Here is a 12278-nt window from a genome sequence, read left to right on the forward strand (position 1 = left end):
ACCATGACTGAGCTGAAAAACGAACTCATCCACCACTCCGCCGCCGACCTCGCTGCAAAGCTGGCCGCCCGCGAAGTTTCCGCCGTCGAAGTGACGCAGGCGCACCTTGACCGCATTGCCGACGTCGACGGTCAGGTTAATGCCTTCCTGCACGTCAACAGCGAAGAGGCTTTGGCTGTTGCCGCCGAAGTGGACGCTGCCCGGGCCGCCGGCGGCGAAGGACTGCACGCCCTCGCCGGTGTGCCGATCGCGGTCAAGGACCTCATCGTCACCATCGGCCAGCCGACCACCGCCGGTTCGAAGATCCTTGAGGGCTGGCACAGCCCGTACGACGCCACCGTGGTGAAGAAGCTCCGCGCGGCAAAGATGCCCATTCTGGGCAAGACCAACCTGGACGAATTCGCCATGGGTTCCTCCACGGAACACTCGGCCTTCGGACCTACCCGCAACCCGTGGGACCTGGACCGTATCCCCGGCGGTTCGGGCGGTGGCTCCGCTGCCGCCGTCGCCGCTTTCGAAGCGCCGCTGGCGCTCGGCACGGACACCGGTGGATCCATCCGCCAGCCCGGCGCCGTCACCGGGACCGTAGGCATGAAGCCGACGTACGGTGCTGTTTCGCGCTACGGCGCTATCGCCATGGCGTCCTCCCTGGACCAGATCGGCCCGGTATCCCGTACGGTGCTGGACTCCGCCCTGCTCCAGGAAGTCATTGGCGGTCACGATCCCTTTGATTCAACGTCCTTGACGGACCCGTTCAACAACCTGGTCGCTGCTGCCCGCCTGGGCAACGTTGCCGGCATGAAGATCGGCATCATCAAGGAACTGCACGGCGAGGGCTACCAAGCCGGTGTCGAGAACCGCTTCAACGAGTCTCTTCAGCTCCTGAAGGACGCCGGCGCGGAAATCGTCGAGGTTTCCTGCCCCAACCTCAAGTACGCCCTGGGCGCGTACTACCTCATCATGCCCTCCGAGGTCTCCAGCAACCTGGCCAAATTCGACGGCGTCCGCTTCGGTCTGCGCGTCCTGCCCAAGGACGGCCCCATGACCATCGAACGCGTCATGGGGGCCACCCGTGCCGCAGGTTTCGGCGACGAGGTCAAGCGGCGCATCATCCTCGGTACCTACGCCCTGAGCGCAGGCTACTACGACGCCTACTACGGTTCGGCGCAGAAGGTCCGCACCCTGATCCAGCGCGACTTCGACGCCGCCTTCGCCCAGGCGGATGTCCTCATTTCCCCGACGGCGCCCACCACGGCGTTCAAGCTGGGGGAGAAGCTGGATGACCCCTTGGCCATGTACCTGAACGACGTCGCCACGATTCCTGCGAACCTCGCAGGCATCCCGGGCCTGTCCCTGCCGGGCGGCCTTGCCGATGAGGACGGCTTGCCCGTAGGCATCCAGTTGCTGGCTCCTGCCCGCGAGGACGCCCGGCTGTACCGCGTGGGTGCGGTCCTCGAATCCATCCTTGAAGAGAAGTGGGGCGGCCCGATGCTGGCACAGGCACCGGCGCTCGGCTCAGCTTCAACCACCGCCGGAGGTTCCAACTAATGTCCGTCGACGCAATCCTGAGCTTCGAAGAGGCCATGGAGAAGTATGATCCCGTCCTGGGGTTCGAGGTCCACGTGGAACTCAACACCAAGACAAAGATGTTCTCCTCTGCACCCAACGTCTTCGGCGATGAGCCCAACACCAACGTCAACGAGGTCGACCTCGGCATGCCCGGCGTCCTCCCCGTGGTGAACAAGGCCGCCGTCGAATCCTCCATCAAGATCGGCCTTGCCCTGAACTGCAAGATTGCCGAATCCTGCCGCTTTGCCCGGAAGAACTACTTCTACCCGGACACTCCGAAGAACTTCCAGACCTCGCAGTACGACGAGCCGATCGCCTACGACGGCTACCTCGACATCGAGCTCGAGGACGGAACAGTCTTCCGCGTGGAAATCGAACGCGCCCACATGGAAGAGGACGCCGGCAAGCTGACGCACATGGGCGGCGCTGCAGGGCGTATCCAGGGTGCAGACTACTCGCTGGTGGACTACAACCGCTCGGGTGTGCCGCTGGTGGAAATCGTCACCAAGCCGATCGAGGGCGCTGGGAGCCGCGCCCCCGAACTGGCCAAGGCCTACGTCGCCGCCGTTCGCGAGATCGTGAAGAACCTCGGCGTCTCCGATGCCAGGATGGAACGCGGCAACGTCCGTTGCGATGCCAACGTTTCCTTGCGCCCGCATGGCCGTGAACGCTTCGGCATCCGTTCGGAGACCAAGAACGTGAACTCGCTGCGCGCCGTCGAGCACGCTGTCCGTTACGAAATCCAGCGGCACGCCGCCGTCCTCGAGTCCGGCGAACCGGTCATCCAGGAGACGCGCCACTGGCACGAGGACACGCGCTCGACGACGTCGGGCCGGCCCAAGTCCGACGCTGACGATTACCGCTACTTCCCTGAGCCCGACCTGGTTCCGGTCGTAGCCTCGCGTGAGTGGGTGGAGGAACTGCGCGCAACGCTTCCCGAGCCCCCGGCCGAGCGCCGCAAGCGGCTCAAGGAAGCCTGGGGATATTCGGACCTGGAGTTCCGCGATGTCGTGAACGCCGGGGTCATGGATTCGATCGAGGAAACCATCGCAGCCGGCGCCTCCGCCGATGTGGCGCGCAAGTGGTGGATGGGTGAGATCGTGGGCCGCGCCAAGGTGGCCGATGTCGAGCCCGCCGAACTCGGTGTGACTCCGCAGCTGATTGTCGAGCTCAACAAACTCGTCGAAGGCGGCAAGATCAACAACAAGATGGCGTCGCAGGTCCTTGACGGCGTCCTTGCCGGCGAAGGAACGCCTGAGGAGATCATCGAAAAGCGCGGCCTGGCCGTGGTTTCGGACGATGGTCCGCTCCTGGAGGCCATTGACGCTGCGCTGGCGGCCCAGCCGGATGTGGCCGAGAAGATCCGCGGCGGCAAGGTCCAGGCCATCGGTGCCATCGTCGGTGGCGTCATGAAGGCCACGCGCGGCCAGGCCGATGCCGGCCGTGTACGCGAACTCATCCTTGAGAAGCTCGGGGTGGAAGGCTAAGCAGCCAAACACCCATTTGGGTCGCAGTTGGTGCCGTTCCGAATTCCCGGAAAGGCACCAACTGCGACCCACTTTTTATTGGTCCGGGCGCACAATTAAGCCATGGCCACTCTTTCGCCGGGCCTTCGCAAGGCCCTTCTGGCAAGCGGGATCGCCGTCGCCCTGACCGGTGCCGGGGGCGCCGCCGTGTGGGCCGGCACCCAGCCCAACCCCACGCCGTCGGACATGTCCTCCAGCACCCCCGCGCCAAGTCCCTCCGCGTCAGCCAAAGCCGGGCACCAGCAGGTCCGCGGCCAAGGGATCAACGGAGAGAACGTCGTCAAGCAGCCGGACGGGAGCTTCCGCACCGTTGTGACGCAGGTGGGAACCATCGAGTCAGTCAGCGGCTCTGACATCACCGTCAAGAGCGAAGACGGCTTCACGCAGCGCTACGCCATCAATGGCGATACGAAGATCAGCAAGGTCCCGGCAGACGCGGCTCAACTACGGAACGGCAGGGGCAAGCCCACGTTGCCGTCGGCCACTGCGGCCGAGCTGAAGACCGGAGATACCGTGCACATCAGCGGCACGAAGGCCGGAGATGCGGTCACCGCCGACAGGATCGTCTCCGGAGAACTGCCGGCCGGCGTCAAGGGCCACGGCGTGAAGCGCGGGCACGGGCCCATCTAGTCGTTCACAGGCTAGCTTTCACGGGCGACGCACCCCTTTCCGCCGCACGCGCCAGTAGCTCATCAGCCCCGCGCCCTTTTGCGCCCTTCGCACCCGCGGTTCCAGGTGCGCGCCGCGCAAAGTGGCGCGATGACGGCCGCCTGGTTTTCCATGTGTGATGGAAACTGATTTCTGAGACTAGTTTCAATCATCTTCTTGCAAAACTCTGCTAGCACCTTTATGGTTTGTTAAACGGTTAACGAGCGTGGTGCGAATCACAATGACGGATTCGCGCTCAGCACTTGAGGAGACAGCATGAACTCGACGACGGAACAAGCTCCGGCATTGCCCGAAGCCCGCCGAGTCCCACCCGGCACGGGTGGAAACGCCCTCGGAACCGGTGCGAAGAAGCGTAAGAAGAACAGAGCTCCGCAGAAGAGCTTCCGGTCCCGCCTGCGGCGGGACAAGCAAATGCTCCTCATGATGGTGCCGGGCGTTTTGTTCCTGTTGCTGTTCTTCTACATCCCCATCCTGGGCAACGTCATCGCCTTCCAGGACTACCAGCCGTACCTCGGCATCGGAGACAGCCTCTGGGTGGGCTGGCAGAACTTCGTGGACTTGTTCGGCAACCCCGACTTCATCCACGCTTTCTGGAACACCCTGTACCTGGCCGCCTGGCAGCTGGTCTTCCTGTTCCCCGTGCCGCTGGTCCTGGCACTGATCGTGGACTCCCTCATCAGCACCCGGGTCCGGAAGATATTCCAGAGCATCGCCTATTTGCCGCACTTCCTGTCGTGGGTGCTTGTGATCGCGTTCTTCCAGCAGATGCTCGGCGGGGCGGGCTTCGTCAACAACCTCCTCCGGGACTGGGGCATGGAACCCATTCCCTTCATGACCAACCCGGAAACCTTCCCCGTGATGGTCGTGGTCCAGATGATCTGGAAGGACGCCGGCTGGGCCATGATCATCTTCCTGGCAGCCCTGGCCAGCATCGACGCCTCGCTCTACGAGGCAGCGGCCGCCGACGGCGCCGGGCGGTGGCGGAGGATGTGGCACATCACCCTTCCCGGGCTGCGTCCCGTCATAGTCCTGCTCCTCATCCTGCGCATCGGTGACATCCTTTCGGTTGGCTTCGAGCAGTTCATCCTGCAGCGGGACGCTGTCGGAGCAGGTGCTGCCGAAGTCCTGGACACCTTCACGTACTACACCGGCGTAGTGGGAGGCGGCTGGAGCTCGGGAGCTGCCGCCGGCCTGGCCAAGGGCGTGGTCAGCGCCCTGCTGATCTACGGCGCCAACAAACTTGCCCACCGCTTCGGCGAAGACGGAATCTTCGCAAAACAAGTGCGCTGAAAGCCACGCTGAGCCGCGCGCCCGCCGCACAAGGAGAAACCCATGGCAACAACACTTTTTGCAAGGAAACCCCGGGAACTGACGTACAACCCCAAGCGCCCGGTGTGGAAGGAAAGGCCTTCCGCCCTCTATCAAACGGTCAAAGCAGTAGTCCTGATCGTCTTCAGCCTGTCCATCCTCACACCGATCCTGCTGGTGGTCTCAACATCCCTGGCTGATACGGAACAACTGGTCAAGGCCGGCGGTTTCGTGCTGTGGCCCGAGCGGCCCACGCTGGAGGCCTACGCCACCATCTTCAAGGGCCCCATGGTCCTGCAATCGCTCGGGGTGAGCATTCTGATCACCGCCGTTGGCACCATCCTGGCGCTCTTCGTCACCATCACCATGGCCTACGCCACCAGCCGCCCGGTGCTGTTCGGCAGGCCGGTCATCCTGGCCGTGCTCTTTACCCTGCTCTTTGCGCCCGGGTTGATCCCATCGTTCCTGATGATCCGTCAACTGGGGCTGCTGGACTCCCTGTGGTCGCTGATCCTTCCCGGAATCTTTGGAGCCTTCAACTTCGTGGTCATGCGCTCGTTCTTCATGAACATCCCGGGCGAACTGATCGAAAGTGCCAGGATCGACGGCGCCAACGACTGGCAAATCCTGTGGCGCATCGTGATGCCGCTGTCCAAAGCCGTGATTGCAGTGGTGGGCCTGTTCTATGCGGTGGGCTTCTGGAACTCCTTCTTCAACGCGCTTCTCTACATCAACGACCACAGCAAATGGCCCATCCAGCTGTTGCTGAGGAACTTCGTGGTGCAGGGGAGCGGGGCCGCAGACCAGCTCGGCATCACCACCACGCCCCCGCCGCAGTCGATCCAGATGGCCGTCGTCGTGGTGGCATTGGTTCCCATCCTGATGGTCTACCCCTTCCTCCAAAAACACTTCGCCAAGGGCGTCATCACCGGCGCCGTCAAGGGCTAAGCCCGACAACCACCTACACACACCAATGCACGTAACCAGAAAGGGTTATGCCATGACGAGCACTACCTCACAGACTGGATTCAGCCGCCGCGGTTTCCTTGGCCTTGCAGGCCTGGCCGTGACCGCCGTCGGTTTGTCCGCCTGCGGTGGTGGCGGGGCCGGAAGCAACGGAGGCGCCGCAGCCTCCGCCTCGGTCAAGTTGCCCACCTACAAGGAATTCACCGGGGTCACCCCGGACATTGCAGGCAACGCCCAGGGCCTCCAGGCCGGTTATTTCAAACTGCCCACTCCTGTGCAGTCTGTGAAGACGCCCCCGCTGAAGGGGAAAGTCACTGGCCTGACCGAAACGTTCGACACCATGAGCCCGGGCCTGAAGGACAACCCTTTCTGGCAGCGCCTCAACGCCAAGCTCGGCGGCGACCTGGAACTGCAGATCGCCGAGGACATCGGGGACGGCTACCCTGCCAAGTTCGCCACCGTCCTGGCCAGCAACGACCTCCCGGACATGATGTGGGTTCCGCCGAACCAAGGCATTCCCAACGTGGGTCCCATGCTGGAGGCGAAGTTCCAGGACCTGACGCCCTACCTTTCCGGTGACGCCGTCCTTGAGTACCCCAACCTGGCCGCGCTCAAGCCCGATTCCTGGAAGACCGCCGTCGTCAACGGGAAAATCTGGGGAGCGCCCATCCCGAGTACCCCGTTCGGCCAGGTCTACCTGGGCAACCACGACATGTGGGCCAAAGTGGGTGGCTTCGAGGCTTCCAGCGCTGATGAATTCCTGGACAAAGCCAAGGAACTGACACGTCCTGGAGACCAGCAATACGCCCTGGAACCGGCCTACATCAACGCCCTGCACCTGGTGACCGAGTGGTTTGGTGCCCCGAACAGCTGGGCCGTCAACAAGGACCGCACGCTGACCCACCTTTATGAGACCGACGAGTACATGGCCGGCGTGGAGTTCACGGCAAAGATGTTCGCTGCGGGTGTGTTCTATCCGGACTCCAAGGCCACGGACATCCGTTCCCGTGTAGCCAACGGCAGCGTTGCGGCCCAGGTAGTGGTGGGCCCTCACGACCTCCGCAGCTACCGTGCCCTGAACAAGACCGCCCGCTTTGACGTTCTCATTCCTTTCAGTGCCGACGGCAAGGTCAAGCCCACCTACGACATGGGCTACGGCACGGTCGGCTTCACGCCGTTCAAGAAGGCCGACGAAGGCAAGATCCGGGAACTCCTTGCTCTCATCAATTACTTGTCGGCGCCTTTCGGGACCGTGGAGTACATGCAGAAGAACTTCGGAGAGCCCGGGCAGGACTACACCATCGACGCCGCCGGCAACCCGGCCCGCACCGACACGGGAAGCACCAACGCCCCGGGCCTGGTCTCGGCGCTGAACATCATGGCCAGCCCCGAAAACGTCATCTTCAACCCGGGATTCGACGACGACACCCGTTATGTCAGCGAGCAGGAAAAGAAGCTCCTGGAGATCGCCTGGCGCAACCCAACCAACGGTTCCTACTCGGACACCAACGCAAAGGTGGGCGCCAAGATCACCAAGCAGCTCCGGGACAAGGTAGTGGACATCATCACCGGCCGCGCCAAGATCGACGAACTCAAGGACGCCGTCAAGCGCTGGAAGAGCGAAGGCGGGGACAAGATGCGCGATGAGTACCAGGCCGCTTTGGATCCCAACGCGCCAGTCTTCCGGAGCTAGGACTCTCGTTGTGGGGCCTGCTTTGCGCACTTTGGCTCGTCGAAAACACGCAAAGCGGGCCCCGCAACGCAATACGATCGAGCAAAAGAACGCGACGCGCACACCAACAGCAGGGGGAACCATGGCTAAAGCAGGCAGCACCGGAGTCCGGCCCACTATCCGGATGGTGGCCGAGCTGGCGGGCGTGTCGACGGCCACGGTTTCGTATGTGTTGTCAGGCCGCCGGGGCGATGGCGGACCGGGCGTTTCAGATCCGACGGCGGAGAAGGTCAAGGCTGCCGCGGAGCGGCTGGGCTACCGCCCCAACCAGGCAGCCCGGGCCATCCGGACGGGCCGCACCAACACAGTGATCCTGTCGTTGACCATGCTCTCCGATCCTTGGTCGTTGTCCGTCATCGAGGCCGTGCAAAAGGCTGCGGTACCACTCGGGATCACCCCGATGATCCTCGGCGATGCGGACTGGGTCAAAGTGCTCGGAACGCACAATGCCGACGCCGTGTTCGTCGATGCTGTCCGCCATGACCAGCGCGAGGACCTGCGAAAACTTGCCGAGCGCGGAACCACGTTGGTGGTCTTCGATGAAGAGGTCGAACCCGACGGTTTCGATGTGGTCCGTTCCATTGCCGGTCCGGGCTGCCGCATGGCCGTGGAGCATCTGCTTCACGGCCATGCAAAGGTCGCCTGCCTGACTCCGGCCACGGCCGCCGGTACTTCCGGGGGGACGCGATACCGGGCCTTTTCCGAAGCGTTGGCAGCGGCAGGCATCACGGAACGGCCGGATTACGTAGGACTGTTCGATGGTACGAGCGCCGGCGCCTATGCTGCTGCCACCCGGCTCCTCAGCCTGCCGGAGCGGCCCACTGCCATCTACGCCACCACCGATTACGCCGCTGTCAGCGCCATCAACGCGGCCCAACGCCTGGGCCTGGGGGTCGGCTCGGACGTGGACATCATTGGTGTGGGCAACACCGTGGAAGGCGAGCGGATGTCGCCTTCGCTGAGCACCGTAGGTCCCGTGGACTTCTTCGACAAACTCGCCCGGCGGCTCCTGACACGGGCAACCAGCCATGCAGACCCTGCCGTCCTCGACTTCCCCTGGCACCTGTTCGTGCGCGAGTCCGCGCCGCACCGCAGTGCCGCCACCAGACTTAGATAAGAACCAGTAAAGGAACATGCACACCATGGAAAAGGATTTGAAGGTCGGCATCGTCGGCTTCGGCCTGCGCGCGGGGTTGTGGAAACACGCCCACAAGCCTGGCCAGGGCTCGGAGGTTACCGTCATCTGCGATCTCAGCGAACGCGGGCGCGCCGATGCCGCCGGGCGCGTGCCAACGGCCCGCATCACGGACAACCTCGAGGAGTTGCTGGAAAGCGGCCTGGACGCCGTGCTGGTCCTGACCCCGGACAGCCAGCACGCCGCCGTCGCCGTCCGGACCCTGAAGGCAGGCATTCCGACGTTCTGCGAGAAACCCTTGGACATCACTGTCGAGGCCGCCGACCTGATCCTGAAAACCGCCTACGAAACCGGTACGCGCCTGTACGTCGGCCACAACATGCGCCACATGCCCGTTGTAGTACAGATGCGCCAACTCATCGAAGAGGGCACCATCGGCGAGGTCAAAGCGATCTGGTGCCGGCATTTCGTGGGCCACGGCGGCGATTACTACTTCAAGGACTGGCACGCGCAGCGGTCCAATGTCACCTCCCTGTTGCTCCAAAAAGGTGCCCACGACATCGACGTCATCCACTGGCTGGCGGGCGGCTATACCAAGCGGGTTGCCGCCGTCGGCGATCTGGCCGTCTATGGCGAGGTGGCCAGCCGCTCCGATAACACCGGCAGGCGCATGGGGGACTGGTTCTCCCTTGATAATTGGCCGCCGACTGAGCAGAAGGACCTGGCGGAGGTGATCGACGTCGAGGACATTTCCATGATGAACATGGTCCTGGACAACGGGGTGTTGGCCTCCTACCAGCAGTGCCATTTCACTCCGGATTACTGGCGGAACTACACCATTATTGGCACCAAGGGCCGGATCGAGAACTTCGGTGATGGGCCGGGGGAGACCATCAACGTCTGGACCTCGCGGACGTCGGGGCGGGGGGAACCTGACCGGGTTATCACCATTCTGGACGGCGAAGGGGGCCATGGTGGCGCCGATCCGCGACTGATCGAGGAGTTCCTGCGCTTCGCCTCGGAGGGCGGGACCACCCAGACCAGTCCCATCGCGGCCCGGCAGGCCGTGGTTGCGGGTATCCTGGCCGCGGAATCGTTGCGCGGTGACGGCTCGGCGCGGGAAGTGCCGGAACTGCCGGCGGACCTGGTGGAGTATTTCGACGCCGGACAACCCGCGTTGGTCCGCGACTGACCCCAGCCGGTGGCCCCCGCCCGCCGCCGCTGACCCAACTGGGGGACAGATAACGCTCCATTGAGCCCTCAGTAGAGCATGTGCTGTCCCTTAGTTGGGTGAGGTAAGCCCGGTCATGACGGTTTGAAGTGACTCGCAAACCGTCATGACCGATTTCCGTTTCAGGGTCTCGGGCCGGGCCAGGATGTCGATCTTGCGCACGGAATTCACGCCCGCCAACGGCCGCAGCACCACGCCTGCGTCCAGCACACGCCGTGCCGTAAAACGCGGCAGCAGGCCGATCGCGCCGCCGGCCGACACCAACGCCGCCACCGTCGAATAGTCGTTGATGCGGTGCAGGACTTCCGCCGGGCGCCCGCTGACGGCGACGACGGCGGACAGGACGTCCGCGGGGGAGTAGCCGTCGCGGCTGGTCACCCAGGCTTCATCCACGACGTCGTTCGGCTCCAGTTCGACGCGGGAAGCCAAGGGGTGCGCCGCGGGCAGTGCGATGTCCAGGGGCTCGTCCGCCAGGGGTATCACCGCGACTTTGTCCTCCGGCCAGGGCGGGCTGTTGTCCATCCGGTGCGCCAGGACAAGGTCGTAGCGCGCCACCAACCCGGGGAAATCCTCCTGGGCCACGTCCTCATCGGAGAGGCGAAGCCCCGGCGACGTGCCGCCGTCGGACGCTTTTCCGGATGCCAACAGCGCCGCCAAAGGGGCGAACAGCGCTTGTCCCGCGCTGTGAAAGGCGCTGACGCTGACCGGCGCGTCTGGAGCGTCGTGGTACGCGCCGATGGCCGCCCGCGCATCCGCCATGGCGTTGACGACGGCGGCACCGGCCTCGGCGAGCACACGGCCGGCGTCGGTCAGCACCAGGGCCCGGCCCTCTTTGCGCGTCAACGGAACATCGACGGATTTCTGCAGCAGAGCAAGCTGTTGCGATACAGCCGAAGGGGTGACCATGAGGGTCTCCGCCACGGCTTTGACGCTGCCGAGGTCGCCGAGTTCCCGCAGCATCTGCAATTGGTGGATTTCCATTAGCAAATCCTAAATCGTTGATTGAGAAGAATCTAGTTGTGCTAAATCGTTGGCGGGCTTTCAATGGAAGTCAGCAGCAGCGAAGCAGCATCAAGCCAGTGAGGAACCCCATGAAGGCTCTCTACAAATCCGGACCCCATGCAGGGTTTGAACTCGTCGACCGTCCCGAGCCCGAAGCAGGCCCGTCGGAGGTCAAGATCCGGGTGATGACCACCGGCATCTGCGGCACTGACCTCCACATCCAGAGCTGGGACGCCTGGGCCCAAAGCATCATCGAAACCCCCTTGATTGCGGGCCACGAGTTCTACGGCGAAGTGGTGGAAATCGGCGAAGACGTGCGCGACGTCAAGGTGGGGGACCGCGTCTCCGGTGAAGGCCACGTGGTCTGCGGGATCTGCCGCAACTGCCGGGCCGGCCGCCGCCAGATGTGCATCCACACGGTCTCGGTCGGCGTGCAGCGCGATGGTGCGTTCGCCGAATACGTCGTCATCCCCGAGACCAACGTCTGGGTCCACCACGACGAATCCGTTACGCCCGAACTCGGCGCCATCTTCGACCCTTTCGGCAACGCAGTGCACACCGCGCTGAGTTTCCCGCTGGTGGGGGAGGACGTGCTCATCACGGGCGCGGGTCCGATTGGATTGATGGCCATCGCCGTGGCCCGGCACGCCGGTGCGCGCAAGATCGCCATTACCGATGTTTCCGCACCCCGCCTGGAGCTGGCCAAGCAGATGGGTGTGGACCTCGCCGTCGACGTCTCCAAGATGCGCGTCCGTGAGGCGCAGCAGGAATTGGGCATGCGCGAAGGCTTCGACATCGGCCTGGAAATGTCGGGACACCCCACGGCACTGCCTGAGATGATCGAGAACATGAACCACGGTGGACGCATTGCCATGCTCGGCCTGCCCAGCCAGTCCATCGACATCGACTGGGGCAAAGTAGTCACGCACATGCTCACGCTCAAGGGCATTTATGGTCGCGAGATGTTCGAAACCTGGTACGCCATGAGCGCCATGCTTTCTTCAAACCCCGTGCTTCACCGCAACATTTCCGCCGTCGTCACCGATAAGCTGCCCGCCACCGAGTGGGAGAAGGGCTTCGAGATCGCCCGCAACGGCGTGGGCGGCAAAGTGGTCCTTGACTGGACTGAACTCTAGGAAC

At 63.7% G+C, this 12278-nt stretch carries 10 protein-coding genes; 9 read left to right on the forward strand and 1 reads right to left on the reverse strand.

Annotated features, from left to right (window positions below; translation table 11 throughout):
- Nucleotides 1–3: 3 nt before the first annotated feature.
- The 8 genes from gatA (at nucleotide 4) to N5P29_RS07240 (ending at nucleotide 10097) form a co-directional block, all read left to right on the forward strand.
- A complete protein-coding gene (gene gatA / locus N5P29_RS07205; protein WP_262277934.1) occupies nucleotides 4–1548 on the forward strand; it encodes an Asp-tRNA(Asn)/Glu-tRNA(Gln) amidotransferase subunit GatA in 1545 nt (514 codons plus the stop codon).
- Entirely contained in the window at nucleotides 1548–3056 is a 1509-nt protein-coding gene (gene gatB, locus N5P29_RS07210) for an Asp-tRNA(Asn)/Glu-tRNA(Gln) amidotransferase subunit GatB (protein WP_144662022.1), read from the forward strand. The genes gatA and gatB overlap by 1 nt, the downstream gene beginning before the upstream one ends.
- A 102-nt stretch (nucleotides 3057–3158) precedes the next feature.
- Nucleotides 3159–3725 carry a DUF5666 domain-containing protein gene (locus N5P29_RS07215; protein ID WP_262277935.1) on the forward strand — a complete coding sequence of 189 codons (567 nt, stop codon included), beginning with the start codon at nucleotides 3159–3161 and terminating at the stop codon, nucleotides 3723–3725.
- A 294-nt stretch (nucleotides 3726–4019) separates the two neighbouring features.
- Nucleotides 4020–5054: an ABC transporter permease gene (locus tag N5P29_RS07220; RefSeq protein ID WP_262277936.1), complete on the forward strand. Its 1035-nt coding sequence runs from the start codon at nucleotides 4020–4022 to the stop codon at nucleotides 5052–5054.
- A 42-nt stretch (nucleotides 5055–5096) separates the two neighbouring features.
- Nucleotides 5097–6020, forward strand: coding sequence for a carbohydrate ABC transporter permease (locus N5P29_RS07225; protein WP_262277937.1), 924 nt, complete (start codon nucleotides 5097–5099; stop codon nucleotides 6018–6020).
- A 52-nt stretch (nucleotides 6021–6072) separates the two neighbouring features.
- Nucleotides 6073–7731 carry a type 2 periplasmic-binding domain-containing protein gene (locus N5P29_RS07230; protein WP_262277938.1) on the forward strand — a complete coding sequence of 553 codons (1659 nt, stop codon included), beginning with the start codon at nucleotides 6073–6075 and terminating at the stop codon, nucleotides 7729–7731.
- A 121-nt stretch (nucleotides 7732–7852) separates the two neighbouring features.
- Complete coding sequence (locus tag N5P29_RS07235; RefSeq protein ID WP_262277939.1) at nucleotides 7853–8887, forward strand: LacI family DNA-binding transcriptional regulator; 1035 nt, start codon at nucleotides 7853–7855, stop codon at nucleotides 8885–8887.
- Nucleotides 8888–8903: 16 nt separating this feature from the next.
- A complete protein-coding gene (locus tag N5P29_RS07240) occupies nucleotides 8904–10097 on the forward strand; it encodes a Gfo/Idh/MocA family protein (RefSeq protein WP_262277940.1) in 1194 nt (397 codons plus the stop codon).
- Between the two features lie 90 nt (nucleotides 10098–10187).
- On the opposite strand, the gene N5P29_RS07245 is transcribed toward N5P29_RS07240, so the two are convergent.
- A complete protein-coding gene (locus N5P29_RS07245; protein ID WP_262277941.1) occupies nucleotides 10188–11117 on the reverse strand; it encodes a LysR family transcriptional regulator in 930 nt (309 codons plus the stop codon).
- Nucleotides 11118–11227: 110 nt separating this feature from the next.
- Here N5P29_RS07245 and tdh point away from each other — a divergent pair, with 110 nt between their 5' ends.
- Complete coding sequence (gene tdh / locus N5P29_RS07250; RefSeq protein WP_262277942.1) at nucleotides 11228–12274, forward strand: L-threonine 3-dehydrogenase; 1047 nt, start codon at nucleotides 11228–11230, stop codon at nucleotides 12272–12274.
- Nucleotides 12275–12278: the final 4 nt, after the last annotated feature.

The sequence above is a fragment of the Paenarthrobacter sp. JL.01a genome, from assembly GCF_025452095.1.
Taxonomy (GTDB): Bacteria; Actinomycetota; Actinomycetes; order Actinomycetales; family Micrococcaceae; genus Arthrobacter.